Origin of the sequence: Aeromicrobium sp. Root495, assembly GCF_001426755.1 — a bacterium.
Classification (GTDB): domain Bacteria; phylum Actinomycetota; class Actinomycetes; order Propionibacteriales; family Nocardioidaceae; genus Aeromicrobium.
Genome location: NZ_LMFJ01000001.1, coordinates 2,554,160 through 2,580,019, shown reverse-complemented (window position 1 = coordinate 2,580,019; position 25,860 = coordinate 2,554,160). Strand labels below are relative to the sequence as shown.

General features: G+C 71.3%; 24 protein-coding genes. 20 read left to right on the top strand and 4 right to left on the bottom strand.

Going from position 1 to position 25,860, the window contains the following annotated elements; all coding sequences use genetic code 11:
* The first annotated feature begins 105 nt into the window (after positions 1 to 105).
* The 11 genes from ASD11_RS12885 (at position 106) to ASD11_RS12835 (ending at position 10,532) form a co-directional block, all read left to right on the top strand.
* Positions 106 to 1,086, top strand: a complete 981-nt coding sequence (locus tag ASD11_RS12885) for a sigma-70 family RNA polymerase sigma factor (RefSeq protein WP_056287711.1) — start codon at positions 106 to 108, stop codon at positions 1,084 to 1,086.
* On the top strand, positions 1,070 to 1,966 hold the full coding sequence (locus ASD11_RS12880) for a glycoside hydrolase family 16 protein (RefSeq protein ID WP_056287708.1): 897 nt from the start codon (positions 1,070 to 1,072) through the stop codon (positions 1,964 to 1,966). The genes ASD11_RS12885 and ASD11_RS12880 overlap by 17 nt, the downstream gene beginning before the upstream one ends.
* 139 nt (positions 1,967 to 2,105) lie before the next feature.
* Positions 2,106 to 2,555, top strand: coding sequence for an adenylyltransferase/cytidyltransferase family protein (locus tag ASD11_RS12875; RefSeq protein ID WP_056287706.1), 450 nt, complete (start codon positions 2,106 to 2,108; stop codon positions 2,553 to 2,555).
* Complete coding sequence (locus ASD11_RS12870) at positions 2,552 to 3,496, top strand: glycosyltransferase family 2 protein (RefSeq protein ID WP_235503319.1); 945 nt, start codon at positions 2,552 to 2,554, stop codon at positions 3,494 to 3,496. Before ASD11_RS12875 ends, ASD11_RS12870 begins: the two co-directional genes overlap by 4 nt.
* Positions 3,497 to 3,514: 18 nt before the next feature.
* Positions 3,515 to 3,964 carry a UDP-N-acetylglucosamine--LPS N-acetylglucosamine transferase gene (locus tag ASD11_RS12865; RefSeq protein WP_056287701.1) on the top strand — a complete coding sequence of 150 codons (450 nt, stop codon included), beginning with the start codon at positions 3,515 to 3,517 and terminating at the stop codon, positions 3,962 to 3,964.
* Entirely contained in the window at positions 3,961 to 5,931 is a 1,971-nt protein-coding gene (locus ASD11_RS12860; protein WP_056287699.1) for an exopolysaccharide biosynthesis polyprenyl glycosylphosphotransferase, read from the top strand. The genes ASD11_RS12865 and ASD11_RS12860 overlap by 4 nt, the downstream gene beginning before the upstream one ends.
* Positions 5,932 to 6,015: 84 nt before the next feature.
* Positions 6,016 to 7,608 (top strand): AMP-binding protein, encoded by a 1,593-nt coding sequence (locus tag ASD11_RS12855; RefSeq protein WP_162246487.1) that lies wholly within the window; start codon positions 6,016 to 6,018, stop codon positions 7,606 to 7,608.
* Positions 7,609 to 7,660: 52 nt separating this feature from the next.
* The gene (locus tag ASD11_RS12850; RefSeq protein ID WP_235503318.1) at positions 7,661 to 8,047 is read left to right on the top strand and encodes a type II toxin-antitoxin system PemK/MazF family toxin; all 387 of its coding nucleotides are present in this window, start codon (positions 7,661 to 7,663) and stop codon (positions 8,045 to 8,047) included.
* Positions 8,044 to 9,165, top strand: a complete 1,122-nt coding sequence (locus ASD11_RS12845) for a YihY/virulence factor BrkB family protein (RefSeq protein ID WP_056287692.1) — start codon at positions 8,044 to 8,046, stop codon at positions 9,163 to 9,165. The genes ASD11_RS12850 and ASD11_RS12845 overlap by 4 nt, the downstream gene beginning before the upstream one ends.
* Before the next feature lie 11 nt (positions 9,166 to 9,176).
* On the top strand, positions 9,177 to 9,620 hold the full coding sequence (locus ASD11_RS12840; RefSeq protein ID WP_056287690.1) for a cold-shock protein: 444 nt from the start codon (positions 9,177 to 9,179) through the stop codon (positions 9,618 to 9,620).
* A 69-nt stretch (positions 9,621 to 9,689) separates the two neighbouring features.
* The gene (locus ASD11_RS12835) at positions 9,690 to 10,532 is read left to right on the top strand and encodes a dioxygenase family protein (RefSeq protein ID WP_162246486.1); all 843 of its coding nucleotides are present in this window, start codon (positions 9,690 to 9,692) and stop codon (positions 10,530 to 10,532) included.
* 9 nt (positions 10,533 to 10,541) lie between these two features.
* On the opposite strand, the gene ASD11_RS12830 is transcribed toward ASD11_RS12835, so the two are convergent.
* Positions 10,542 to 12,008 carry an MFS transporter gene (locus tag ASD11_RS12830; RefSeq protein ID WP_156464716.1) on the bottom strand — a complete coding sequence of 489 codons (1,467 nt, stop codon included), beginning with the start codon at positions 12,006 to 12,008 and terminating at the stop codon, positions 10,542 to 10,544.
* A gap of 66 nt (positions 12,009 to 12,074) precedes the next feature.
* Between ASD11_RS12830 and ASD11_RS12825 the strand changes: the two genes are divergently transcribed.
* Together ASD11_RS12825 and ASD11_RS12820 are read left to right on the top strand one after the other, a co-directional pair.
* Positions 12,075 to 12,812: a DUF3027 domain-containing protein gene (locus ASD11_RS12825; protein ID WP_056287685.1), complete on the top strand. Its 738-nt coding sequence runs from the start codon at positions 12,075 to 12,077 to the stop codon at positions 12,810 to 12,812.
* A gap of 75 nt (positions 12,813 to 12,887) precedes the next feature.
* The gene (locus ASD11_RS12820; RefSeq protein WP_056287683.1) at positions 12,888 to 14,483 is read left to right on the top strand and encodes an MDR family MFS transporter; all 1,596 of its coding nucleotides are present in this window, start codon (positions 12,888 to 12,890) and stop codon (positions 14,481 to 14,483) included.
* On the opposite strand, the gene ASD11_RS12815 is transcribed toward ASD11_RS12820, so the two are convergent.
* Positions 14,431 to 14,814, bottom strand: coding sequence for a DUF6907 domain-containing protein (locus ASD11_RS12815; protein WP_056287681.1), 384 nt, complete (start codon positions 14,812 to 14,814; stop codon positions 14,431 to 14,433). The two genes, ASD11_RS12820 and ASD11_RS12815, sit on opposite strands and share 53 nt — an antisense overlap.
* A gap of 155 nt (positions 14,815 to 14,969) precedes the next feature.
* On the opposite strand from ASD11_RS12815, the gene ASD11_RS12810 reads away from it, so the two are divergent.
* Positions 14,970 to 15,254: a helix-turn-helix domain-containing protein gene (locus tag ASD11_RS12810; RefSeq protein WP_235503317.1), complete on the top strand. Its 285-nt coding sequence runs from the start codon at positions 14,970 to 14,972 to the stop codon at positions 15,252 to 15,254.
* Between the two features lie 2 nt (positions 15,255 to 15,256).
* Here ASD11_RS12810 and ASD11_RS18690 read toward each other — a convergent pair whose 3' ends face one another.
* Positions 15,257 to 15,661 (bottom strand): DUF2530 domain-containing protein, encoded by a 405-nt coding sequence (locus tag ASD11_RS18690; RefSeq protein ID WP_235503316.1) that lies wholly within the window; start codon positions 15,659 to 15,661, stop codon positions 15,257 to 15,259.
* A gap of 62 nt (positions 15,662 to 15,723) precedes the next feature.
* On the opposite strand from ASD11_RS18690, the gene ASD11_RS12800 reads away from it, so the two are divergent.
* The 3 genes from ASD11_RS12800 to ASD11_RS12790 all read left to right on the top strand — a co-directional run bounded on the left by ASD11_RS12800 (position 15,724) and on the right by ASD11_RS12790 (position 18,874).
* The gene (locus ASD11_RS12800; RefSeq protein ID WP_056287679.1) at positions 15,724 to 16,767 is read left to right on the top strand and encodes a hypothetical protein; all 1,044 of its coding nucleotides are present in this window, start codon (positions 15,724 to 15,726) and stop codon (positions 16,765 to 16,767) included.
* A gap of 89 nt (positions 16,768 to 16,856) precedes the next feature.
* Entirely contained in the window at positions 16,857 to 18,305 is a 1,449-nt protein-coding gene (locus ASD11_RS12795; protein ID WP_056287677.1) for an NCS2 family permease, read from the top strand.
* A 47-nt stretch (positions 18,306 to 18,352) separates the two neighbouring features.
* Complete coding sequence (locus tag ASD11_RS12790) at positions 18,353 to 18,874, top strand: gamma carbonic anhydrase family protein (RefSeq protein WP_056287674.1); 522 nt, start codon at positions 18,353 to 18,355, stop codon at positions 18,872 to 18,874.
* A gap of 43 nt (positions 18,875 to 18,917) precedes the next feature.
* Here the strand turns inward: ASD11_RS12790 and serC are convergent, their stop codons facing one another.
* The gene (gene serC, locus ASD11_RS12785) at positions 18,918 to 20,030 is read right to left on the bottom strand and encodes a phosphoserine transaminase (RefSeq protein WP_056287672.1); all 1,113 of its coding nucleotides are present in this window, start codon (positions 20,028 to 20,030) and stop codon (positions 18,918 to 18,920) included.
* Between the two features lie 127 nt (positions 20,031 to 20,157).
* Here serC and ASD11_RS12780 point away from each other — a divergent pair, with 127 nt between their 5' ends.
* The 3 genes from ASD11_RS12780 (at position 20,158) to scpA (ending at position 25,859) form a co-directional block, all read left to right on the top strand.
* Positions 20,158 to 21,708, top strand: coding sequence for a polysaccharide pyruvyl transferase family protein (locus ASD11_RS12780; RefSeq protein ID WP_056287670.1), 1,551 nt, complete (start codon positions 20,158 to 20,160; stop codon positions 21,706 to 21,708).
* Positions 21,709 to 21,787: 79 nt separating this feature from the next.
* Entirely contained in the window at positions 21,788 to 23,599 is a 1,812-nt protein-coding gene (locus ASD11_RS12775; RefSeq protein WP_056287667.1) for a methylmalonyl-CoA mutase subunit beta, read from the top strand.
* 76 nt (positions 23,600 to 23,675) lie between these two features.
* Positions 23,676 to 25,859 (top strand): methylmalonyl-CoA mutase, encoded by a 2,184-nt coding sequence (gene scpA / locus ASD11_RS12770; protein ID WP_056287665.1) that lies wholly within the window; start codon positions 23,676 to 23,678, stop codon positions 25,857 to 25,859.
* The last annotated feature ends 1 nt before the right edge of the window (position 25,860 follow it).

The window sequence follows — 25,860 nt, the reverse complement described above, 5'->3', positions numbered from 1 at the left end:
CATGCAGGGGTGCCTAGTTTCCTTAAGTGCGTAACCACCAGTTACCTCGGGCCGTAGTCGTCCTCACCCAGGACGGGAGGCCTCCATGATCGGGGGATCAAAAAAGTGTCACGTGCTCCACTCACCACACCAGACCTGACGGTCGAGGTCATCTCCTCGCGCCGTCCCGTCCAGCAGGACCTCGACGAGGCCGGGACGTCGCTCGACGCCGTCGGCACCCTCGCCGATCTCGACGACCTGATGCTGCTCGACCTGGCCCGTGCCGGGAGCGAGGGCGCCTTCGACGAGCTCTACCGTCGGTACAGCTACCCGGCGCTGCGACTGGCGCGCCATCTCGGTCCGGCCGTCGAGGCCGACGACGTCGTGGCCGAGACCTTCGCCCAGGTGCTGGACCAGGTACGTCGGGGCCGCGGACCGCAGACCGCCTTCCGGGCGTACCTCTTCACGTCGGTGCGCCACGAGGTCGGCCGTCGGCTCAAGCAGCGGGCGCGGGTGCGTGTCACCGACGAGCTCGAGGAGCTCGACGGCACGGCCACCCTCCACGGCGGCGGCCTCGAGGGCGTGGAGCAGGAGCTCGTGCGCGACGCCCTGGCCCAGCTCCCCGAGCGCTGGCGCCTCGTGCTCTGGCGCGTGGAGGTGGAGGGACTGCGTCCCCGCGAGGTCGCCGAGGAGCTCGGCATCCGGCCCAACGCCGTGTCGGCCCTGGCCTACCGGGCCCGGGGTGCGTTGCGCCAGGCCTACCTCGACGCCCACGTCACCCGCACGATCGACTCGCTGCCCGCTGCGTGCCGCCCCGTCCGGGTGCTCCTCGGTGGACGCGCGCGCCAGTCCCTGACCCGCCGCGACCGGCAGGTCGTCGACGCCCACCTCGACGCGTGCTCCGGCTGCCGGGGTGCGCTCGCCGAGCTGCGCGACGTGAACCGCCACCTCGCGGACGCCGTCCCGCGCACGGCCGCGCCCGCTCCGGTGCGCCCCGTCGCCGAGGCCGGGCCCGCCCTCGACCAGCAGGCATCGGTCCACCCGCTCGGACGAGATCGTCACGACCAGCGGTGCGGCTGTCTCGAGGGACGTGCGCGCATCGCCTGAGCGACGTCGGCGGACCCTCCTCCTGGGCGTCGCAGCGACCCTCGTGGCGGGCCTGGCCGGGTGGACGTGGCTGTCGCGCGACGGGTCCGGGACCTCCACCGGTCCCGCGGCGTGCTCGAGCGGGCAGCTCCGGTCGCTCGACCTCAGCCGTCAGGACCAGGGCCGTCTCGCCTGGTCCGACGACTTCGACGGGCCCACCGTGGACCGCGATCGATGGACGGTGCGCGACGACACGTCGCTGTCGTTCGACCAGGCACGGATCGAGCGCTCCGCCGTGAGCGTGAAGGACGGCCGGCTGCGCATCACGGCCCGCTCCGGCGGCACGCCCGAGCGCCCGGTCGTCACGGGCTACCTCGACACGATCGGTCACCACGAGCAGCGCTACGGCCGGTGGGAGATGCGAGCCCGTCTGCCCGTCGACGCGGGTCGATCCCGCGCGCTCTGGCCGGCCTTCTGGCTCCGCGAGACCGACGGTCCTGCCGAGATCGACGTCATGGAGGCCTGGGGGACCCCCGTCACCGACGGGCGCTCGCTCCCGGGCTCCGCGGCCTGGGCCGTCCACTCCGACACCGAGAGCGGCCCGGGCTCGCAGAGCCTGCGCGGCTGGTCGGCGCCGGACCTCCAGCTCGACCGCGGCCTGCACGACTTCGCCGTGGACCGCGTCCCCGGGTGTCTGCGGTTCTCGGTCGACGGCCGGACCACGGGCGTCGTGCAGACGCGTGACGCCCCGTGGCTCGCCTCCACCGGCGCGCTCAACATCCGGCTGAACCTCCAGGTCGGTGGCGCGTACTGGGGCCGGCTCGACCCCTCCCGCCCAGGCACCACGCGGCTTCCGGCCACGTTCGAGGTCGACCGGATCCGGGTCTACCTGCCCCGTTGACCCGGGTCCTCGCCGGGACAAGTCGGGCCGTCCGGCGCGTCATGACCGGCCGTCTCGACGCTCTCCTCCTCTGAAGGACGCAGCACGCGTCATCAAGGGGGAGGGAACCAGTGACACCTCAGCTCGGGAGACCGATCGCATGAACGCCGCAGCCCAGAAGTTCGGCGTCGGCTATGCGAGCGGCGTCTACGACATGTTCCACGTCGGCCATCTCAACCTGCTCCGCCGCGCGCGGAACCACTGTGACCACCTCGTGGTGGGCGTGGCGAGCGACGAGTACGTGGCCTACCTCAAGGGTCGTCCTGCCGTCGTGCCATGCGACGAGCGGATCGACATCATCTCCGCCCTCGGCATCGTCGACGAGGTCGTGATCGACCGTCACGCCGACAAGCGCCAGATCTGGCACCAGCGCCCGTTCGAGGTCATCTTCAAGGGCGACGACTGGCAGGGCACGCCGCGGGGTGCGCGGCTCGAGCGCGAGATGAGTGAGCTCGACGTCGCCGTCGTCTACTTCCCCTACACGACCCACACGAGCAGCACCATGCTGCGCTCGTTCCTCTCCGCGCACGAGCTCCAGGTCGAGCGGTGAGCAGCGTGCCGAGGACGGCGGTGGACGTCGCGTCCGCCCCCGTCACGGCGGTCGTGCCCACGCACCGCCGGCCCGAGCTCATGCGTGCCGCGGTGCAGAGCATCCTGAGCCAGGACTACGCGGGACCCATCGAGGTCGTCGTGGTGTTCGACGCCTGCGAGGCCGAGCTCCCCGACGTCGAGCTGGCCGCCGACCGCACCCTGCGCGCCGTCGTGAACGAGCGGACGCGTGGTCTCGCCGGCGCCAGGAACGCCGGCATCCTGGCCGCCTCCCACGACTTCGTGGCCTTCCTCGACGACGACGACGTCTGGCTCCCGGGCAAGCTGGCCGCCCAGATGCCGCTCTTCGAGGCCCATCCGCAGGCCCGCCTCGTGGGCACCGCGTCCCGGTTCGACGACGGCCGCCGCGGTCACGACCGCCTCGCGCCGTCCGACCTCATCACCCACGGCGACCTGGTCGAGGACCGCATCACGGCGCTCCACTCGAGCAGCTTCGTGTTCCGCCGCGCGGCCCTCGTGGGGGAGATCGGGCTGATCGACGAGGAGCTGCCGCGCGGCTACGGCGAGGACACCGACGTCCTGCTGCGCGCGTCGGCCGTCGCCGACATCCCGCTCGTCAACCGTCCGCTCGTCTCGGTCCGCTGGCAGGGCCAGTCGTACTTCCTCGGCCAGTGGGCCCAGTACGCCCAGGCGCTCACCTACCTGCTGGCCAAGCACCCCGACATCGAGCAGTCGCCCGCGGCGGCAGCGCGCCTGCGCTCGCAGATCGCCTTCGGTCTGGTGTCCTCGGACCAGCGCCGCGAGGGCCGCGAGGTCGCTCGCCAGGTCCTGCGCGTCCAGCCCACCAACCTGCGCGCGTGGCTCGCCCTGGCCATCGGCCTGCGCCTCGCCACGCCGCACTTCGTCCAGGCGGCAGCCCGCCGTCTGGGCAAGGGAATCTAAGGAAGCAGGAACACGTCGATGAAGATCTTGATCGCATGCTCGTCCGGGGGTCACCTCGCCCAGGCGCTGGCGCTCAAGCCCTGGTGGGAACGTCACGAGCGGCTCTGGGTCACCGGCCCCACCGCGGACGCCCGCATGAAGCTCGCCCGCGAGCGCGTCGTCGAGTGCCACTACCCCACCCAGCGGAACGTGCCCAACCTGCTCCGCAACGCTCGTCTCGCCCGCCGGATCCTGCACGAGTGGAAGCCCGACGTGGTCTTCAGCACGGGTGCGGCGGTCGCGGTCCCCTTCATGTGGCAGGCGCACGCGGTGGGCGCCCGCACCATCTTCATGGAGACCGTCGACCGCATCGACAAGCCGTCGCTCACGGGCCGGCTCGTCTACCCGGTCGTCGACGAGTACCTGACGCAGTGGGACCAGCTCGTCGAGCGCCTGCCGAAGGCACAGAACGTCGGCGTCGTCCTGTGAGGAAGCCGTTCACCGTCGCCGCCAGCGTCGGGACCTATCACCATCCGTTCGACCGGTTCGTCGACTGGCTCGAGCCGTGGGCCGCCGCCCACCAGGCCAAGGTGATGTTCCAGCACGGCTCCACGCGGCCCATCGAGGGCGCCGACAACCACGAGATGCTCGACTCCCGGGCTCTCCTGGAGCACTACCGCAGCGCCGACGTCGTGGTCCTCCAGGGCGGCGCGGGCGGTCTCATGGACGCCCGCAAGGCCGGTCGCATCCCCATCGTCGTGCCGCGCGTCCCCGTCGACGACGAGGTCGTCGACGACCACCAGGTCGTGCTGAGCCGACGGCTCGCCGCCATGGGACTCATCCACGTCGCCGAGACGCAGGAGGAGCTCGACCGGCTCCTTGCCGGGGTGCTCGACGGCAGCGTGCCGTCCCGGCTCTCGTCGCAGCGGCCCACCCAGGGCGTGTCCGAGGCGGTCCGGCACCTCAGCCGTCCCGTGGGCCGCCCGCGTCCCACCGCCCAGCAGTCGCTCGAGCGCCGCTCCACGGCGCGCCCCTCGGGTCCGTCGCCCCGCGTCACCGACGACCAGCCGTTCGGCGAGCACTACCTGCGCGCCAGCCACGAACGCTCGGCGCGGTCCCTCGGCTCGAGCCTCAGGGCTGCGGTGCAGCAGGGTCTGCTCGGCTACGTCGGCGCGTTCGTCGCCGGACTGGTCGCGCTGCGTCAGCTCTCCGTGGGCCAGCCCACGGCCGCCGTCACCACCGCGTCCATCGCGGTGTGGCTCGTCTACTCCTTCTGCGCGCTGCCCGCCTACGAGCGGGCCCGCTCGCTCGTCCCGGCCACGCGGCTCGTCGCGGCGGCGGGTGTCGTCCTGCTCGGGCTGGTGCTGGCGGCCGTCACCGACGTCCCCGACCTGAGGCAGGGACTCGCGGCGACCCTCGTCGCAGCGGCGGTCCACGCCGGCGCCGCGCTGCTGAACCGTCGCGTGCTGCGTCGTCAGCGCACGGTCGTCGTGGGCGAGCAGGGTCGCTCCGCCGAGCTGGTGAGGCGGTGGCAGGACGACCCGGACATCGAGGTCGTGGCCACGTGCGTCTGGCGGCAGGGGGCCGAGCGGATCCCGGCCGGCGCCATCGGCTCCATCGACCGCGTCGTCCCCGAGGTGATGGGCGCCGTGGCGCGTCACCGGGCCACCACCGTGGTCGTGGCGGCCGACGCGGCTCTCACGTCACCCGCCCTGCGCCACCTCGCGTGGGCCATGGAGCGCGTCGGCGTGGAGAGCGTGGTGCTCACCGACCTCAACGACCACGTCGAGTACATCCGACCCCGCCAGCTGGGGGGTCAGGTCGTGCTGGGCATGCGCCCGCCCAACCACCACCTCGTGTCGGCCGGTGTGAAGTCCGGCTTCGACCGGCTGGCCGCGGCCCTCGCGCTCGTGGTCATCTCGCCCCTGCTGCTCCTCGTCGGGCTGGCCGTGCGGCTGGACTCTCCTGGCCCGGTGATCTTCCGCCAGGTCCGGACCGGTCGCGACGGTCATCCGTTCACGATGCTCAAGTTCCGCACCATGACCGCGGACGCCGAGGAGCGCCTCGCCGACCTCGCGCTGTACGACGAGGGGGCCGGCCCGCTCTTCAAGCTGACCAACGACCCGCGCATCACCCGGGTCGGGCGTCTCCTGCGCCGGTCCTCGCTCGACGAGCTGCCACAGCTCGTCAACGTCCTGAGGGGCACCATGTCCTTCGTCGGCCCCAGGCCGGCCCTTCCCACCGAGACCGCCGAGTACAGCGAGTGGATGTGGCGCCGTCTGCACGTGCGCCCCGGCATCACCGGACTGTGGCAGGTGAGCGGCCGTTCGCGGCTCACGTGGGAGGAGTCCATCCGCGTCGACCTCCAGTACGTGAACACCTGGAGCCTGTGGCTCGATGCGCGGATCCTGCTCCGGACCTTCGGTGCGGTGCTCACCCGCGACGGGGCGCTCTGAGCCCAGGTCCCGGTACGAGGGGCCGTCCCTGTCACTCGTTGTTACACTCGCGAGGATTCCTGGCTGACGACGATGTGGAGCACGATGAGCGACCTCACGTACAAGGTGAAGGTGTTGCGGCAGATCGGGCTCCTCGCGCCCCAGCCGCCCCACCGGCTCCTCAAGGCCGGCATCAAGCTGGCCACCTGGGGCCCCGGGTTCCCCGCCGCCGTCGGCGCGGCCGCGGCCCGGTTCCCGAACCAGGCCGCCATCATCGACGATGCGGGCGAGCTCACGTGGAAGGAGCTCAGCGCCGAGATCAACCGCACGAGCGCCGCGCTGAAGAAGCGAGGCGTCGGGGTGGGCGACGGCGTGGCGGTCCTGTGCCGCAACCACCGCCACATGGTCGTCGCGATGGTCTCGATCATGCAGATCGGCGGCAAGGTGCTGCTGCTCAACACCATGGCCAGCGCCGGCCAGCTGTCCGAGCTCGCCAAGCGCGAGAGCGCCCAGCTCACGATCCTCGACCAGGAGTTCCTCGAGGTCGCCAAGGACGTCGACCGCGAGGCGGTCGTTGTGGCGTGGGAGGACGACGACTCGCACGGACTGCCCACCCTGTCCTCGCTCGCGGCCGACGAGTCCTCCAAGGACCACAAGAAGCCCGAGCGCCCCGGTGGCATCGTCATCTTCACGTCCGGCACCACGGGCCTGCCCAAGGGCGCCAACCGCAAGGAGCCGGAGAACCTCGACCCGCTCCTCACGTTCTTCGGGTCCATCCCGTACCGCGGCAACAGCACGGTCGTGCTCGCCGCGCCGCTGTTCCACTCCTGGGGCCTGCTGAACTTCGGGTTCGGTCTCTCCACCGTCCCCACCTACGTGCTCCGCCGCAGGTTCAAGCCCGAGCAGGTCCTGCGCGACATCGACCAGTACAAGGCCAAGGTGCTCGTCGTGGTGCCGCTCATGATGCAGCGCCTCGTCGACGCCGACCCCGCGGTCATCGAGAAGACCGACGTCTCCAGCCTCACCATCACCGCCTCGAGCGGCTCGGCGCTGGCCGGCGGCCTGGCCACGCACTTCATGGACACCTTCACCGACTCCGTCTACAACTTCTACGGCGCCACCGAGACCGGCTGGGTCTCCATCGCCTCGCCCGAGGACCTGCGGGCCGCTCCCGGCACGGCCGGCCGCGTCCCGTGGCGCACCGTCGTCAAGGTGCTCGACACCGACGGCAACGAGGTGCCCGCGGGTGAGACCGGCGTCATCTACGTGGGCAACGAGATGCAGTTCGGCGGCTACACCGACGGCAACTCCAAGGACTTCCGCGACGGCCTGATGCACTCGGGCGACGTCGGCTACTTCGACGAGGACGGACGCCTGTTCGTCGCCGGACGCGACGACGACATGATCATCTCCGGCGGCGAGAACGTCTTCCCGCGTGAGCTCGAGGACGCCCTCATCGACCACCCCGACATCTCCGACGTCGTGGTCACCGGGATCCCCGACGAGTCCTGGGGCCACTGCCTCGCGGCGTACGTCGTGGTGAAGAACGGCAAGAGCCTCGACCAGGACGCCGTCGTGGCCTACGCCAAGGAGCACGTCGCCCGGTTCGCCGTGCCCCGCAAGGTCAAGTTCCTCGACGAGCTGCCCCGCAACCCCACCGGCAAGGTCATGAAGCGAGAGCTTCCTGACTTCGACTGACCACGGCGGCGAGGTCCGGCTCGCGGACCGACGCGTGTGGCAGGCTGGCGCCGTGGACCGCACCTACGCCCCGGAGCCGGACGGACGTCCCGACCCCGGCGAGGTCGTGTGGGCCTGGGTCCCGTTCGAGGAGGACGCGTCTCAGGGCAAGGACCGTCCGGTGCTGCTCGTGGCGCGCGACGGCGAGCGTCTGTTCGGCCTCCCGCTCACGTCCAAGGACCATGACCGCGACGTCGAGCAGGAGGCCCGGGCCGGTCGTCACTGGCTCGACCTCGGCACCGGCGCGTGGGACGGCCAGGGCCGACCCAGCGAGGTGCGGCTCGACCGTCTGGTCGAGGTCGACCCCGAGTCCGTCCGACGTGAGGGCGCCGTGCTCGACCAGGCGCGCTTCGAGGCCGTGGTCGCCGCGGCCCAGGAGCACCTGGGCACGTCGCGGTGAGCGCGCTCTCCCGGGTCGACGACTTCCAGCGGTCCCACCCCGTCATCGGCTTCCCCCTCGGCGTCATCTACAAGTACTTCGACGACCAAGGCCCGTACCTGGCCGCGATCATCAGCTACTACGCCTTCATCGCTGTCTTCCCCCTCCTGCTGATCGCCAGCTCGGTGCTGGGCTTCTTCCTGCAGGACGACCCCGAGCTCCGCAACCAGCTGCTCAAGACGGCTCTCAGCCAGTTCCCGATCGTCGGCACCCAGCTCGAGAGCCAGGACGGTCTGCGCGGCAGCACGTCGGCGATCGTGCTGGGGTCGATCACGGCGCTGTACGGCGCCATGGGCCTGGGCCAGGCCTGCCAGAACGCCGCCAACATCGCCTGGTCGGTCCCGCGCAACAGCCGGGCCAACCCGATCCTGATGCGACTGCGCAGCATCCTGTTCCTCGCGATCGCGGGCCTCGGCATCCTGGCCCTCGCGGTGTCCACGTCTGTCCTGGCGAACCCCGACGCCTTCGGCGACACCATCGAGCCGGCCATCCGTTGGGTGGTGCGGCTCCTGGGCTTCGCCCTGACGACGCTCATCTTCGTGGCGCTCTTCCGGCTCGTGAGCCACGGACGCGCCGGGACCCGCTCGGTCCTGCCCGGCGCCGTGTTCGCGGCCGTGGGCTGGCAGCTGCTCCAGCTGGGCGGCAACGCCTACGTCGAGCACGTCATCAGCAATGCGGAGAAGACCGTGAACGGGACGTTCGCGCTCGTCCTCGGGCTCATCGCCTTCATCTTCGTGGCGGCCGTCCTGGCGGTCCTGGGCCTGGAGATCAACGTCGTCCTGCGCCGCCGGCTCTACCCGCGGGCCCTCCTCACGCCGTTCACCGACCGCGTCTCGCTCACGACGGCCGACATCAAGGCCTACACGGCCTACGCGAAGGCCCAGCGGCACAAGGGCTTCCAGTCCATCGAGGCGCGCTTCGAGAAGACTGCGGAGACCGACACCGAGAGGACGGCCGACGAGACGTCCGTCGCGCAGGCCCCGGCGGCCGCGCGCCCGGCCGCCGTCGGTCCTCCCGTGGCAGCGCCGACGTCGGCGTCTCCCACTAGGCTGGAGTCGCACAGCCACGACCAGACGTAAGGACGACAGCGATGCCCACGGGCCGAGTGAAGTGGTACGACACCGAGAAGGGTTTCGGTTTCCTGACCCAGGACGACGGCGGAGACGTCTACGTCCACTCCGACGCGCTGCCCTCGGACGTCACCACGCTCAAGGCCGGGGCCCGGGTCGAGTTCGGCATCGCCCAAGGACGCCGCGGCGACCAGGCCCTGCAGCTGCGCGTGCTGGAGCCGGCCCCCTCGGTCGAGCGCAGCCAGGCCGCCCGGGGCGGCGGTCGCGGTGAGCGCGGACGCGGGGGTCGAGGTCCTGCCGCCGGCCCGCGCAAGACGCCCGAGGAGATGACCGTCATCGTCGAGGACCTCATCAAGGTGCTCGACGACCTCGGTGAGGGCTACCGCCACGGCCGGCGTCCCGACGCCCGGTCCACGCGGCCGGTGGCCCAGCTGCTGCGGGCCCTGGCCACCGAGCTGGACTGAGAGCACACCCGGTCGGTTCGGGTGATGGTCTACACTGGTAGTTGAACGTTCTACTACTGGATGGACGCCATGTCGCTCGCACCGCCTCCGGGCCCCTCGTACTCCCTCTCCGCGCTGGAGGACCGTCTCGTCCCGAGCGAGCGGATGCCGGTGCTGTTCGTCGGGCACGGCAACCCCATGCATGCCATCAGCGACAACCACTACACGCGGACCTGGCTGGCCGAGGGGGAGCGGCTCCCCGAGGCGCAGGCCATCGTGGTCATCAGCGCCCACTGGCTCACGCCGGGGCAGACCCACATCACCGACGCACCGCGCAACCCGGTCATCTACGACTTCGGGGGCTTCCCCGACGAGCTGTTCCAGGTGCAGTACCCCACCGAGGGCGACCCGGCCGTGGCTCGGCTGCTCGCCCGCCAGCTGGTGGAGTACGAGGCGCAGCTGGACGCCCAGTGGGGCCTCGACCACGGGACGTGGAGCATCCTGAAGTTCCTCGAGCCCGAGCCGCACGTGCCGGTCCTGCAGATCAGCCTCGACTACTCGATGCCGTTGCCGCGGCTGTACGAGCTCTTCTCGCGGCTGCGGTCCCTCCGTCGTCGGGGCGTGCTGTTCATCGGGAGCGGCAACATCGTGCATGCGCTGGGCCGGGCCCGGTGGGAGCCCCGGGCCGAGCCCTGGGACTGGGCCACCCAGTTCGACGCCGACACCGCCTCGGCCCTGCAGGAGCGCCGGCTCGAGGCGCTGCTCGACCCCTACCGGACCTGGAGCGAGGCCCGCATCGCCGTGCCCACCGACGACCACTACCGCCCGATGGTCGCGTCGCTGAGCCTCCTCGAGGACGCCGAGGAGATCCGGTTCTTCAACGAGTCCATCGACATGGGCTCCATCGGGATGCGCAGCTTCGTCACGGCCTAGCGGGACGGCCTAGCCGCCTGCAGCGGCGGCAGGTGCTGTGGCCTTGGCGCTGCGGGCCCGGGTCAGCACGAGGGCCAGCCAGCCCACCAGGATCACGGTGGCGACCGCCATGGCGAGCCGGGTGGGGGTGTCGAGAAGGAACAGCCCGATCCCGAGCAGTCCGCCGAGCACCCAGGAGAGCTGCAGCAGCGTCTCCGAGCGCGCGAACATGGAGGTGCGCACCTCTTCGCGGACGTCGCGCTGGATGAGCGCGTCGAGGCTCAGCTTGCCGAGTGACTGGCAGAGCCCTGCCGTGAGGCCGAGGACGATGGCGGTGGGCCAGCGCAGGTAGAGGGCCACCAGGGCGAACACCGCGACGTCGAGCACCAGCACCGCGATGACGATGCGGTGCGGGCTGCGGGACCGGGTCCACGAGCCCAGGACGACGCCCAAGGTGTTCCCGGCGCCCGCCCCGCCGATGACGAGGCCCATGAGGATCGTGGCGTTGCCCGTCCAGCCGATGAAGTCCGGGGGCTCGCGCAGGGTGAAGGCCATGAAGATCGTGAGGAACCCCGTGAGCAGCCGGAGTCCGGAGTTGCTCCGCAGCGCGTCGACGACGTGCCGCGAGACCACGATGCCCGGGCGGCGGGCGTCGCCGCGCTCGAGCGACTCCTCGCCCTCGTTGGAGTCCACGCGGGGCGGCAGCAGGATGGCCAGCACCGTGCCGACGACGAAGAGCACCGCCGCGTACCGCAGCGACCAGGGCGCGCCGATGGCTGCCGCTCCCACGGCCAGCGGTGCGGAGATGGCCGCGGCGCCGGTGCCGGTGAGCGAGATGCGGGAGTTGGCCTTGACGAGGGTGAAGTCCGAGGGCAGCAGGCGCGGCACCGCGGCCGCCCTGGTCACCCCGTAGGCCTTGGACGCCACGAGGCAGCCGAGCGCCGCGAAGTAGAAGGCCGACGACTCCTCCTGCACCGCTCCGGCCAGGACCCAGCAGCAGAACGCACGGATCGCGAGCGTGCTGCCGATGGCCCAGCGGCGACCTCGCCGGAACCGGTCGAGGAACGGACCGATGAGCGGGGCGACGATGGCGAAGGGGAGCATCGTGAGCACGAGGAACAGCGCGACCTGGGCGCCGGCCTCCTCGGTGGGCACGGTGAAGAAGAGGGTGCCGGCCAGCGACACGGCGACGGCGGCGTCGCCCGCGGTGTTGAAGGCGTGGAGCTCGAGGAGCCGGGAGAGCCCGCTCTCGCCCGCGCCGCCGGCGTGCGTGAAGCGTCGAGCCCCCGTGAAGGCGCCGGTGCCACCCTTGGCCACGACACGACCGGCGCGTCGCGCAGTCCTGAACCGCGGCGGGACCGGGCCGGAAGGGCCGGTCTCGGCCTCCGGCATCGGCTGCGCCCCGGCGGGGCGGGCGCGCGGCCACGGGTCGCCCTCGTCCGGGTCGCGCGGGGTCAGCGGCGGGAATCGCCGGGTCGACTCGTCGGGCTCCTCCATGCCCCCATCCTGCCGGACGGGCGGCCGGGTTTGGGATCGACTCGTCGGTGCGGGACAATCGGGACCATGTCCAGCGAAACCACGCTCACCGCCGCGGTCGACCTCGCTCGCCAGGCCATCGGCGACGTCGCCGAGGCCGCCTGGGTCGGCGACCACCTGCGGTTCGTCGACGACGGCGACGGCCTGGGGACGCACCTCTTCGCCTCTCTCCAGCCCGGCTACCGCGGCTGGGCCTGGGGCGTCAGCCTCTCGGCGCTCGACGACGCCGTCACGGTGAACGACGTCGTGCTGCTGCCCGGCGACGACGCCCTCGTGGCACCGGCCTGGACCCCGTACCGGGAACGCATCCAGCCGGGCGACCTCAGCCCCGGCGACATCCTTCCGCCCGAGGACGACGACGTCCGGCTCGTGCCCTCGTGGTCGGAGGGCGACCACCTCGAGACCGTCGACCGCTACTTCGCGCGCGAGGTCGGTCTCGGCCGCCCCTGGGTGCTCTCGCTCGAAGGACGCGACCAGGCTGCTCAGCGCTGGCACGAGGGCGACCAGGGCCCTGAGTCCCCCCTCGCCCAGCAGGCGCCGGGCTCGTGCCACTCGTGCGGCTTCCTCGTGAGCCTCGCCGGCCCCCTGGCCGACACCTTCGGCGTGTGCGCCAACGGCATGGCCAACGACGACGGTCGCGTCGTGGCGTTCACGCACGGCTGCGGCGCCCACTCGGGTGCGCGGCTGAGCCGGGCCGCCTCGCCGCAGGAGCTTCCCCCGCCGGTCTTCGACACCCTCACGAACGACGAGATCGAAGCTCGCTGAGCAACGTCGCCTGAATCACGTCCGTCACGGCCCCGACGGTTTGCGTGAGCCTGCGTCGGCATATATCGTTGCATTATGCAACAAAAAACTTCTGACTCCCCGGTCGGCGACGAGCTCGCGAGCCTGGCCGGGACCGTCGACACCGTCGTCGACGCCCCCGCGGCCTCCGCCGAGCTGACGCACCGCCAGATCCTCGAGGTGCTGATCGGCCTGCTGGCCGGCATGTTCACGGCACTCATCAGCTCGACGATCGTCTCCAACGCGTTGCCCACGATCATCGCCGACCTCGACGGCTCGCAGACCCAGTACACGTGGGTCGTCACCGCCTCGCTGCTCACGATGACCGTCTCGACGCCCATCTGGGGCAAGCTGTCGGACCTGTTCAACAAGAAGGTCCTGGTGCAGACGGCCCTCGTCATCTTCGTCGTGGGCTCCGTCCTGGCGGGGGCTGCGCAGAACGTCCCGTGGCTCATCGCCTGTCGTGCGGTCCAGGGGCTCGCGATGGGCGGCCTCGTGGCCACGGCCCAGGCGATCATCGGCTCGATCATCCCGCCGCGGCAGCGTGGCCGGTACAGCGGCTACATGGGTGCCACGATGGCCGTCGCCACCGTGAGCGGACCCCTCCTCGGTGGCGTCATCGTCGACACCCCCGGGCTCGGCTGGCGCTGGTGCTTCTACGTGTGCGTGCCGCTCGCGGTCATGAGCCTCGTCGTGCTGCAGCGCTACCTCCACCTGGAGACCGTCCGCCGTCACGTGCAGCTCGACGTCTGGGGCGCGGTGTGGATCTCGGTGGCGGCGTCCCTCCCGCTCCTGTGGGTCACCTTCGCCGGCGACTCGTTCGACTGGATCTCCTGGACGACCGCGGCCTACTGGGCCGGCACCCTCGTGGCGGTGGCCCTCGTGATCTGGGTGGAGTCGCACCACCCCGAGCCGCTCGTGCCGCTGCACGTCGTCCGCGAGCGCACCACGTCGCTCGCCATCATCGGCAGCATCGCCGTGGGCATCTCGATGTTCGGCGGATCGGTCTTCCTCGGCCAGTACTTCCAGGTGGCGGGCGGCCACAGCCCGACCGTGGCCGGTCTGCTGAGCATCCCCCTCATGACCGGGTCGCTCGTGGGCACGCTGGTGAGCGGTCAGCTCATCACCCGCTTCGGCCGCTGGAAGAGGTTCCTCGTGCTGGGGTCGGCCCTGCTCGTGGTGGGGCTCAGCCTGCTCTCGACGGTGGACCACACCACGCCGGAGTGGCACGCCATGGCATCGATGGGCGTCATGGGCATCGGCATGGGCATGCTGCTGCAGAACTACGTGCTGGCCGTCCAGAACACCGTCTCGGTCCAGACCGTGGGCGCCGCGAGCGCCACGGTGAGCTTCTTCCGCTCGCTCGGCGGCACCGTGGGCGTCTCCGTGCTCGGAGCGATCCTGGCCAGCGACGTGAAGCGGACCGTGAGCGACCAGCTGGGATCGTCGTCCTCCGGCGGAGGCGGGTCGCTGCTCGACGTGAAGAACCTCCCTCCCGCTGCGGCGGAGGTGGTGCGCGGCGCCTACGGCGACGCGACGGGCAACATCTTCCTGGTGGCAGCGATCGTCTCGGTGGTGAGCCTGGTGGCGGCGCTGGCCATCAAGGAGATCCCTCTGCGGACGACCGTGGACCGGGGTCCGAGCGAGGACTGAGCACGCCGGGCGCGCTGCCGGACGAGACGGCGTGCAGGGTGTGGCCGAGGGCGTCGTGCAGGAGCGCGGCGCCCTCTGGCGTGAGCCGCAGGAGGAGCGGTGCCTCCGCCTGCTGGAGGCTGATGGTGGTCCCTGAGCCGACCGGCCGCTCCGCGACGGTGATGAGCACGTCCTGGACCTCGTGCGCGCCGGGCGCGAGGGTGACGGCGACGTGGTGCGCCGCGCCCCGGTGCACCCGGTCCTCGGGGTGGTCGTCGTCGTGATGGTCCAGCTCGCACCAGGGCGGGCACGGGTGGGCCTGCCAGGAGAAGACCGGTGGTCGAGATGCCATGCGACTGCCTTCATGAAGGGTTTCGTGGTCGTGACCGTAGGCGTCGGCACCGACACGCAGGACGACGGCCGCGGGTCGGGGACCCGTGCCGCACCCCGCACCCAGGTGCCCATACCAGTATGTGCATACGTGGGGGTCATCCTGAGGATGCTGGTGTGGTGCCGATCGCCCCCCTGCCCCCGGAGTGGATCACGTACACCCGCGAGCTGGGCCTCGCGCTCCAGCAGGCCAGGACCCGACGAGGGATGAGCCAGGAGCGGGTCGCCCACGCCGCCGGCATCTCGGGCTTCACCTACCAGAAGTTCGAGAAGGGCGAGTCCCGCCCGGGGACGCCCATGAACCCGCGCCTCACCACGCTGGTCGCGCTGTGCTCGGTGCTGGAGATCTCCCTCGTGGAGCTGCTCCCCGCCGACCCTCCGGACCTGGGTCTCGGTCGCTGAGGTCAGTCGGCGCGACGGCGGCCGGGCTGGCTGCGCAGGGCGTTGCGTCGGCGACGGCAGTACTCGATGCCGATGAGCCCCAGTCCGAACCCGGCCAGTGCCGTCCAGAGCCACCAGGCGCGGCCGTCCTCGTCGAGGGTGCCCAGGAACGGGAGCAGCGCGATGGCCGCGACACCCCACACGACGGTGCCGACGGTCATGGTGCGGACGCCGTCGACGTCCATGGGGTCGACCTGGGCCACGCGGTGGGTCTTGCGACCGATCTCCAGCTCGGTGACCTCGGGCCGGCCGAACTCGTGACGACGCGCAGCCCGCTCGAGGCGGGCCAGCTCGCGGTGACCCAGCTTGCGCTCGATGGTCTGCGGGCCGTCCTCGGGGCGGATCTCGAGGTCCTCCGGTTCGGTCACCCCGCCAGGTTACCCGCCCGCGCGGACGGGGTGTCGGCAGCAGGCTGGCATCCTGGTGCCCGATGAACCCTCGCCACCGCCGCCTGCTGATCCCCGGCCTCCTCGTCGTCCTCGTCGTCGTCGTGGTGGTCTCCTCGATCGCGCGCCGGGCCGAGGCGGCCACCCTCGGGCAGGAGGCCACCCCGTCCAGGGTCGTCAGCACCATCGATGACCCGCGCATCACGGAGTCGAGCGGCCTCGCGGTCAGCACCCGCCACGCCGACCTCGCCTACACGATCAACGACTCCGGCCACGGCCCCGAGATCTTCGCGCTGCGCGTCTCCACGGGCGAGGTCGTCGGCGTCACGACGGTCACCGGCGTCACGTGGCGCGACACCGAGGCCATGGCGCTCGACGGCGACGGTCGGCTCTGGGTGGCCGACACGGGCGACAACGACGGCGTGCGGCGCGACGTCGCGCTCTACGCCCTCGACGAGCCCGGCGAGGGTCAGCACTCCGTCGGGGCGACCCGCTACCCCGTCCAGTACTCCGACGGCTCCCAGGACGTCGAGTCCCTCGCGATCGACCCCACCACCGGGCGCAAGGTCCTGGTCACGAAGGGGCTGCTCGACGGTCAGGTGCTCACCCTGCCCGAGAAGCTCAGCGAGACCGAGCCCAACGTCCCGGAGGACACGGCAGCGGCGTCTCTCCTGCTCGCCACCGACGCCGCCTGGAGCCCCGACGGCCGCTGGCTCGTGGTGCGCAACTACCTGCAGGCCTCGACCCTCGACACGAGGACGTGGAAAACGGTCTCCACCGTCACGCTGCCGGGGCAGGAGCAGGGCGAGACGGTCGCGTTCGAGCCGGCCGGCACGTCGTACCTCATCGGCAGCGAGGGCTCGCGCTCCGAGCTGCTCCGCATCGGGTTCTCGGCGGGGAAGCAGGCGGCGCCCGTCCCCACCGCGACCGTCGCGCCGTCGAGCCCGCAGGGTGCCGGGACCGAGGCCGAGGAGTCATCGGCGCTCCGGCCCTCCTCGGCCGAGATCGTGACGGGTGCGGGCGTCGGTGTCGCCGTGCTGGTCGTCCTGGCCGCAGCGACCCTCCTGTGGCGCCGGTCCCGACGTTAAACCTGCGTGACGGCGGCGGGGGAGCCTGGCTTCCTGCGCCGCGGTTCTGACATGCTCAGCCCTGCTGCGAACCATCGGACAGGAGCCACATGAGCACGTCGGTCGACACCTACTTCAAGATCACGGCGAGGGGGTCGTCCGTCGCCCAGGAGGTGCGCGGCGGCGTCGTCACCTTCCTCACGATGGCCTACATCATCGTGCTGAACCCGATCATCCTGGCCAACGCGGCGGACGCCGACGGCAAGTTCCTCGGCGGTGGCTCCGAGCCCGGCTCGGGATTCGCGACCATCGCGGCCTGCACGGCCCTCGTGGCGGGTCTGCTCTGCATCCTCATGGGAGCCGTGGCCAACTTCCCGCTCGCGCTCGCCACGGGTCTGGGTCTCAACGCGTTCGTGGCCTTCTCCGTGGCCTCGCAGATGACGTGGGCCGACGCCATGGGCCTCGTCGTGCTCGAGGGCATCATCATCCTGGTGCTCGTGCTCACCGGATTCCGGAAGGCCGTCTTCGACGCGGTGCCGGCGCAGCTCAAGACGGCCATCGCCGTCGGCATCGGCCTCTTCATCACGTTCATCGGCCTGGTGGACGCGGGCTTCGTCCGGTCCACCGGCGCCGCCTCGCCGCCCGTCGGGCTGGGCATCGGCGGCGACCTCGTCGGATGGCCCGTCCTGGTGTTCAGCCTCGGCGTCCTCATCATGATCGCCCTGCACGCGCGCGCCGTCCCCGGCGCCATCCTCATCGGCATCGCCGTGACCACGGTGATCGCCTTCGTCGTCGAGAAGATCGCCGACGTGGGACCGACCGTCGCCAACGGCGAGGTCGTGAACCCCAAGGGGTGGAACCTCAACGTCCCGTCCCTGCCGGACCAGCTGTTCGAGAAGCCGGACTTCTCCCTGCTCGGCGAGTTCTCCCTGTTCGGCTCCTTCGAGCGGGCCGGCTTCGTCACGGCCGCTCTGCTGGTGTTCACGCTGCTGCTGGCCGACTTCTTCGACACCATGGGGACGATGACGGCCATCGGCGCCGAGGCCGGCCTCAACGACGAGGACGGCTCTCCCGAGGGCGCTCAGAAGATCCTCGTGGTGGACTCGGTCGCGGCGATCGCCGGTGGCGCGGCCGGCGTCAGCAGCAACACCTCGTACATCGAGTCGGCCGCCGGTGTCGGTGACGGAGCCCGCACGGGCCTCGCCAGCATCGTCACCGGTCTGCTCTTCCTCCTCTCGACGATCGTCGCTCCGCTCGTGCAGCACATCCCCAGCGAGGCGGCGGTCCCCGCCCTCGTGCTGGTCGGCTTCCTGATGATGAGCCAGGTGACCGGGATCAGCTGGGACGACCTGGAGATCGCCATCCCGGCGTTCCTCACGATCGTCCTGATGCCCTTCACCTACTCCATCACCGCGGGCATCGGTGCGGGCTTCATCGCCTACGTCCTGCTCAAGGTCGTGAAGGGCAAGGCCGCCGAGGTCCACGCGCTGCTCTGGGGCATCGCGGTCCTGTTCGTCGTCTACTTCTCGATCGACCCCATCACGCGCTGGATCACCTGAGCCTCGTGCGAGCGACGCGGGACGTCGGCCCTCGCTAGGTTGGATCCATGCTGATCGACCTGGGTGACGGCCGACGTCCTCGTGTCCCTGCGTCCGCGTTCGTGGCCCCCAACGCCACGCTCGTCGGCTCCGTCGAGCTGGGGGAGGGCGCGAGCGTCTGGTACTCCGCCGTGCTGCGTGCCGACAACGAGCCCATCGTGATCGGCCCCCGCTCCAACGTGCAGGACGGCTGCGCCTTCCATGTCGACCAGGGCAAGCCCGTGACGCTCGGGGAAGGCGTCTCGGTGGGGCACAACGCCGTCGTGCACGGCGCCACGATCGAGGACCACTGCCTCATCGGCATGGGTGCGGTCATCATGAACGGCGCGGTCATCGGCGCCGAGACGCTCGTGGCGGCCGGCGCGCTCGTGACCGAGGGCATGGAGGTCCCGCCGCGCTCCCTCGTGGCGGGCGTGCCGGCCAAGGTCCGGCGCGAGCTCACGGAGGCCGAGGTCGAGGGTCTGCACCGCAACGCCTTCGTCTACGAGGAGCACCGCGAGCTGCACCGCGGCGGCACCGTCGTCGACTGACCGGTCGACGACTGACCCGTCGACGAATGGCCGGCGACGAGGACTAGGCGCGCAGCTGGTCCACGACCCAGTCGATCGAGCGCGTGAGCGCCTCCACGTCGTCGGGGTCGATGGAGGGGAACATCGCGATGCGGAGCTGGTTGCGGTTCAGGCCGCGGTAGCCGTTCACGTCGACGATGCCGTTCTCGCGGAGCGCGTCCTCGACGTCGGAGGCGGCCACGCCCTCGAGGTCGATCGTCCCCACGACGAGCGACCGATCGGCGGGGTCGGTCACGAACGGGGTGGCGTAGTCGCTCGCCTCGGCCCACGCGTACAGGCGCTGCGAGGAGTCGGTGGTCCGCCCCACGGCGAAGTCGAGCCCGCCCTGGGCGTTGAGCCAGTCGAGCTGGTGCGCCATCAGGAAGTACGTGGCGATGGCGGGGGTGTTGTAGGTCTGGTTCTTGCGCGAGCTGTCGATGGCCGTGGGCAGGTCGAGGAACCCCGGCACGTAGCGTCCCGAGGCAGCGATCCGCTCGGCCCGCTCGACGGCGGCCGGCGACATGAAGGCGATCCAGAGCCCGCCGTCGGACGCCAGGCCCTTCTGGGGCGCGAAGTGGTAGACGTCGGTCTGCGTCACGTCGACCGGCAGCCCGGCCGCGGCCGACGTGGCGTCGACGACGACGAGTGCGTCGTCCTCGATCCCGTCGGGGCGGACCACGGGGACCATGACTCCCGTGGAGGTCTCGTTGTGCGCCCAGGCGTAGACGTCGACCCCGGCGGGCGCCTCGGGCACCGGGTGGGTGCTGGGGTCGGACTCGCGGAGGTCGGGGTCCTCGAGGAACGGCGCCGCCGCCACGGACGAGGCGAACTTGCGGGAGAACTCGCCGTGGACCAGGTGCTGGCTCCGGCGCTCGACGAGCCCGAAGGTGGCCGCGTCGAAGAAGGCGTGCGAGCCGCCCACGCCGTGCACGACGTCGTACTCCTCGGGGACCGAGAAGAGCTCGCGCAGCCCTGCCGAGACGTGCCCGACCAGGTTCTTGACCGGGGCCGAGCGGTGCGAGGTGCCCATGAGCGACGTGCCGGTGTCGGCGAGGGCCTGCAGCGCGGCGGGGTCGATCTTGGACGGCCCGGACGCGAACCGGCCGTCGCGGGGGAGCAGCGCCTCGGGGATCTTCACGTCCTCATTCTCGCACCGGCCCGGAAGAGGCCCAGGAGCGCCTCGCTGTCGGTGCGCGGCGCTCGACCAGGTCCTGGCGCGGTCCGACCTCGGTCGCGTGGCAGGATTGGCGGGTGGAGAGGAACACATGACGAGCAGCGCCCCGAACAACCCGCGCATCCTGGTCCGCTCGAGCATCGCGCCGCACGAGTCGGTCGGTCCCGAGGCGGCTCACGCGCGCAAGTCGATGGGCACGTTCGCGGGGAACGTCGGCAACCTGCTCTTCATGGACGCCGTGTACCGGACGGTCAACACCAACGACGCCACGGTCGTGGCCGACGCCCTCACCACCGAGGGCAGACGGATGACCCAGGCGCACATCGATCGCATCAACGACGAGTTCGACCTCTTCGTCGTGCCGCTGGCGAACGCGTTCCGCGAGAGCTTCATCGGTGTGCTCAACCGCTTCTCCGACGTCATCGAGAAGCTCACCATCCCGGTGGTGGTCACGGGCATCGGCGCCCAGACGCGTTTCGACTGGGAGGACGACTTCGCGAGCCCTGAGCTCAAGGAGGCCTCGAGCCGCTTCGTGCGTGCCGTGCTGGATCGTTCCGCGTCCATCGGTGTCCGCGGCGAGCTCAGCGCGGAGTTCCTGGGGAAGCTCGGCTTCGGCGACGACGTCGTCGAGGTCATCGGGTGTCCGTCCATGTACGCCGACGGACGCACACCGATCATCGAGAAGAAGGTGGCCGGCCTGACGTCCGAGAGCCCCATCGCGCTCACCATCACCCCGCGCGTGGAGGGCGCCGTGGACCTGATGGACCGCACCGCCGACGCCTACCCCAAGATGATCTACGTCCCGCAGGAGAACCGGGAGCTGGCACTCCTGCTGTGGGGCGAGCGGGTCGGTGGGATGCCGGAAGGTTTCCCGCGCGACACCGATCACCGGCTGTTCCGCGAGGACCGCATCAGGTTCCCGCTCGACGCTCCCGGGTGGAAGGCGCTGCTGCGCGAGCAGGAGTTCGTGTTCGGCGGACGGATCCACGGCACGATCGCTGCCATCACCGCGGGGACTCCGGCGGTCCTCCTGGCGCACGACCATCGGACGCGCGAGCTCGCCGAGTACCACGGCATTCCCTGGGTGCAGACCCAGACCCTCGCCCCTGACCTCGAGGCCGGCCGACTCCACGACGAGGCCGACTTCTCCACCCTCAACGCGCGACGCGACGAGACCTTCGAGCGGTGGGTCTCCTTCCTGGACCGCAACGGTGTGCCGCACGTCCACACGCCGGGCCGGGAGAACCCCGCGTACGCCGAGCAGATCGCGTTGCGTTCGCCCATGCCTCCCGTGGGGCCCATCACCTCGGCCGGGCCGGAGCAGCTCGTCTCTCGCCTGCGTTGGCTGCGTCAGGGGATGGACGGCGACCAGCTCCGACCCGTGCGGGCCTACCACGCCCAGTTCCAGCCGGCGGGGTCCGGCATCCACAGCGTGAACCACCACATCAGCACGCTCACGAGCCAGCAGAAGGGGCAGGCCAAGGAGCTGGCCCGTCTCCAGAAGCTCGCTGCCGGCCAGTCGGCCCAGATCGAGCGACTGACCTCGCTCGTGGAGTCCCGCAGCGGTGGTTGGTTCCGCCGGACGGCCGTCGCTCTGCGACGTCGTGCGGGTGCTGTGAAGCGTCGGCTCGCCCGGGGCTGACGCCCTCGCGCCACGGTGCGCAGGCCTCGCGACGTACGTCACGCCGCGAAGCCGAAATGTGGCCGTTACGATGCCCCCTATGGCATCTGAGCAGGTTGACGTCCCTCTGGCCGAGGGACTCTCCGCGTCGCTGGACCAGTGGGAGAAGGCCACCGCAGCCGTCCTCCGCAAGACCAGGCGACTCGCGGACGACGCACCCGACTCCGACGTGTGGGCCACGCTCACCCGGACCACGCTCGACGGGATCGGCATCGCGCCCCTCGGCACCCCGTCCCTGACGGCGGACCTCCCGCCCGTCGGCCTGCCCGGCCAGGCACCCTTCACGCGAGGCACGGCCGCGACCCGCGAGCTGGACGGGTGGGACGTCCGGGCCTGGTTCGTCGACCCCGACGTCGACCGCACGGCGCAGCACGTCGTCACCGACCTCGAGAACGGCGTCAACTCGCTCTGGATCGGCGTCGGCGACGGAGCCGTCCCGGCCGAGGCGCTCGCGCGGGTCCTCGAGCCCGTCTTCCTCGACCTCGCCGCCGTGGTCGTGGACTCGCCGGACGCCCCGCTCGAGGCCGCCCGCGCCCTCGACGCCGTCCTCGCCGACCGGGGCGTCACCCCGGCACCCGGCACGAGCTACGGCGCCGACCCCCTCGGCTCGGCGCTGCGCGGCACCGGCGAGTCCGGACTCCCCGTGGCCGTCGAGGTCGCCCGTCTGGCCGCGGCCCGCGGGGCCCGCGGCGTGGTCGTGGACGGCACGGCCGCCCACGACAGCGGTGCGTCCGACGTCCAGGAGCTGGCGTGGACCCTCGCCGCCGGCGTCGCCTACCTCCGGGCCCTGGTGGAGGGCGGCTTCTCGGTCGACGAGGCCGCTGCCCAGCTCGACTTCCGCTACGCGGCCACCGACGAGCAGTTCCCGACCATCGCCAAGCTGCGCGCCGCCCGCCGACTCTGGGCCCGTGTCACGGAGCTGAGCGGCGTGTCCGAGGCCGACCGCGGTCAGCAGCAGCACGTCGTCACGTCGCGCCCGATGATGTCGGGCTACGACCCCTACGTGAACATGCTCCGCACCACCGTGGCGTCCTTCGCCGCAGGCGTGGGCGGAGCCACGAGCGTCACCGTGCTGCCGTTCGACGAGCCGCTCGGCCTCCCCGAGCCGTTCAGCCGGCGCATCGCGCGCAACACCTCGAGCCTGCTCATCAGCGAGTCGCACGTGGCCGCGGTCACCGACCCGGCCGGCGGGGCCCACGGCGTCGAGAAGCTCACCGACGACCTCGCCCGCGCCGCCTGGGAGCTCTTCGGCGAGCTGGAGCAGGCAGGCGGCGTGCCGGCGTCCCTCGACCTCGTGCGCGACAAGATCGCGGCCACCGTCTCCGAGCGTGGGCTGCAGATCGCGAAGCGCGAGCGTCCCATCACGGGAGTCTCGGAGTTCCCCAACCTGCACGAGGAGCTCCCCGAGCGTCGCCCGTACGGACGTGAGCTGCCCGTGCACCGCTACGGCGTCGAGTTCGCCGAGATGCGCGACGAGCGACTCTCGCAGCCCGTCTTCCTCGCCACGATGGGGCGGGTCGCGCAGCACACGGCCCGCGCCACCTTCGCGGCCAACCTCTTCGCGGCCGGCGGCATCGACACCGTGACGGCCGGCCCCACCGAGGGCGTCGAGGACGTGCTCGAGGCCTACCGCCAGGCCGACAGCCCCCCGGTGGTCTGCCTCACCGGCCCCGACGCGCTCTACGCCGCCTGGGGCCCAGACCTCGTCAGCGCCCTCCGTGAAGGGGGCGCCCGCCACGTCGTGGTGGCCGGCAAGGCCGATGCCGTGGGCACCGACGTCGACGACTCCGCAGCCATGGGCCTCGATGCCCTGGCCTTCCTGCGCCGTACCCGAGAGGAGCTGTCGGCATGAGCGAGCGCCAGCGAGCGAAGATCGAGGTCCTCATGCCGAGCACCTCCTACCGTTTCCTTCTCGAGGAGGTGTCGGCATGAGCATTCCTGCGTCCTTCGCCGGCCTGCCGCTGGACCCCGAGGAGCCCTACGGCTCCGACCCCGCCGCCTACGCGGCCGCCACCGACGGCGCCACGCCGTGGGAGGCGCCCGAGGGCATCGCCGTGAAGGGCCTCTACACGCCCGACGACCTCGACGGCCTCGACGCCCTGGACACGCTCCCGGGCCTCGCGCCGTTCCTGCGTGGGCCATACCCGGCCATGTACACGACGCAGCCGTGGACGATCCGTCAGTACGCCGGGTTCTCGACGGCCGAGGAGTCCAACGCCTTCTACCGCCGCAACCTCGCGGCCGGCCAGAAGGGCCTCTCGGTGGCCTTCGACCTCGCGACGCACCGCGGCTACGACTCCGACCACCCGCGCGTGAAGGGCGACGTCGGCATGGCCGGCGTGGCCATCGACTCCATCTACGACGCGCGCCAGCTCTTCGACGGCATCCCGCTCGACGAGATGTCCGTCTCCATGACGATGAACGGCGCCGTGCTACCGGTGCTGGCCCTCTACATCGTGGCGGCCGAGGAGCAGGGCGTGAAGCCCGAGCAGCTGTCCGGGACCATCCAGAACGACATCCTCAAGGAGTTCATGGTCCGGAACACGTACATCTACCCGCCGTCGCCGTCGATGCGGATCATCTCCGACATCTTCGCGTACACGGCGGCCAAGATGCCGCGGTTCAACTCCATCTCCATCTCCGGGTACCACATCCAGGAGGCCGGAGCCACGAACGACCTCGAGCTGGCGTACACGCTGGCCGACGGTGTGGAGTACATCAGGGCCGGTCTCGACGTCGGCCTCGACATCGACGCCTTCGCGCCCCGCCTGAGCTTCTTCTGGGCCATCGGCATGAACTTCTTCATGGAGGTCGCCAAGCTGCGTGCGGCCCGGGCCCTGTGGGCGCGGCTCGTGAGCGACTTCGAGCCCAAGAACGCCAAGAGCCTGAGCCTGCGCACGCACAGCCAGACCTCGGGCTGGAGCCTCACGGCGCAGGACGTCTTCAACAACGTGCAGCGCACGGCCATCGAGGCCATGGCGGCCACGCAGGGCCACACGCAGAGCCTGCACACCAACGCCCTCGACGAGGCCATCGCGCTGCCCACCGACTTCAGCGCACGCATCGCCCGTAACACCCAGCTGCTGCTGCAGCAGGAGTCGGGCACCACGGGCACCATCGACCCGTGGGGCGGCTCGTACTACGTCGAGAAGCTCACGCACGACCTGGCCAACCGCGCCTGGGCGCACATCCAGGAGGTCGAGAAGGCCGGCGGCATGGCCAAGGCCATCGAGCAGGGCATCCCCAAGATGCGCGTCGAGGAGGCAGCCGCCCGCACGCAGGCCCGCATCGACTCCGGCCAGCAGGTCGTGGTGGGCGTCAACACCTACCGCCTCGCCGACGAGGACCCGCTCGACGTGCTCAAGGTCGACAACGCCTCGGTGTACAAGCAGCAGGTGGCCAAGCTGGAGCGGCTGCGCGCCGAGCGGGACCCCGAGGAGGTCCAGCGGACCCTCGACGCCCTCACCGCCAGCGCCGAGCGCGGGGCCCGCAAGGACGGCACGCTCGAGGGCAACCTCCTGGCCCTCGCGGTCGACGCCGCCCGCGCCAAGGCCACGGTCGGCGAGATCTCCGACGCCCTCGAGAAGGTCTACGGGCGTCACCAGGCCGTGATCCGTACGATCTCTGGTGTGTACCGCACCGAAGCCGGCCAGGGCGGCAACATCGCCAAGGTGGTCGAGGCCACCGAGGAGTTCGAGGAGGCCGAGGGTCGTCGCCCCCGCATCCTCGTGGCCAAGATGGGCCAGGACGGGCACGACCGTGGCCAGAAGGTCATCGTGACGGCCTTCGCCGACATGGGCTTCGACGTGGACGTGGGACCGCTCTTCTCCACGCCCGAGGAGGTCGCGCAGCAGGCGGTCGACGCCGACGTCCACATCGTCGGTGTCTCCAGCCTCGCCGCCGGCCACCTCGCCCTGCTCCCCGAGCTCAAGACTGCGCTCGAGGAGCTGGGACGCGGCGACATCATGGTCGTCATGGGTGGCGTCATCCCGCCCGACGACGTGCCCACGCTCAAGGAGATGGGGGCTGCCGAGGTCTTCCTCCCCGGCACCGTCATCGCCGACTCCGCGCTGAGCCTGCTCGACAAGCTCCGCACGCAGCTGCAGCACTGAT

Coding starts and splice junctions, on each gene's coding strand:
- ASD11_RS12835 (WP_162246486.1), top strand. CDS start 9,690: ATGTCGCTCGCACCGCCTCCGGGCCCCTCGTACTCCCTCTCCGCGCTG.
- ASD11_RS12830 (WP_156464716.1), bottom strand. CDS start 12,008: ATGGAGGAGCCCGACGAGTCGACCCGGCGATTCCCGCCGCTGACCCCG.
- ASD11_RS12825 (WP_056287685.1), top strand. CDS start 12,075: ATGTCCAGCGAAACCACGCTCACCGCCGCGGTCGACCTCGCTCGCCAG.
- ASD11_RS12795 (WP_056287677.1), top strand. CDS start 16,857: ATGAGCACGTCGGTCGACACCTACTTCAAGATCACGGCGAGGGGGTCG.
- ASD11_RS12875 (WP_056287706.1), top strand. CDS start 2,106: ATGAACGCCGCAGCCCAGAAGTTCGGCGTCGGCTATGCGAGCGGCGTC.
- ASD11_RS12840 (WP_056287690.1), top strand. CDS start 9,177: ATGCCCACGGGCCGAGTGAAGTGGTACGACACCGAGAAGGGTTTCGGT.
- ASD11_RS12790 (WP_056287674.1), top strand. CDS start 18,353: ATGCTGATCGACCTGGGTGACGGCCGACGTCCTCGTGTCCCTGCGTCC.
- ASD11_RS12865 (WP_056287701.1), top strand. CDS start 3,515: ATGAAGATCTTGATCGCATGCTCGTCCGGGGGTCACCTCGCCCAGGCG.
- ASD11_RS12800 (WP_056287679.1), top strand. CDS start 15,724: ATGAACCCTCGCCACCGCCGCCTGCTGATCCCCGGCCTCCTCGTCGTC.
- scpA (WP_056287665.1), top strand. CDS start 23,676: ATGAGCATTCCTGCGTCCTTCGCCGGCCTGCCGCTGGACCCCGAGGAG.
- ASD11_RS12780 (WP_056287670.1), top strand. CDS start 20,158: ATGACGAGCAGCGCCCCGAACAACCCGCGCATCCTGGTCCGCTCGAGC.
- ASD11_RS12815 (WP_056287681.1), bottom strand. CDS start 14,814: ATGGCATCTCGACCACCGGTCTTCTCCTGGCAGGCCCACCCGTGCCCG.
- ASD11_RS12855 (WP_162246487.1), top strand. CDS start 6,016: ATGAGCGACCTCACGTACAAGGTGAAGGTGTTGCGGCAGATCGGGCTC.
- ASD11_RS12820 (WP_056287683.1), top strand. CDS start 12,888: ATGCAACAAAAAACTTCTGACTCCCCGGTCGGCGACGAGCTCGCGAGC.
- ASD11_RS12775 (WP_056287667.1), top strand. CDS start 21,788: ATGGCATCTGAGCAGGTTGACGTCCCTCTGGCCGAGGGACTCTCCGCG.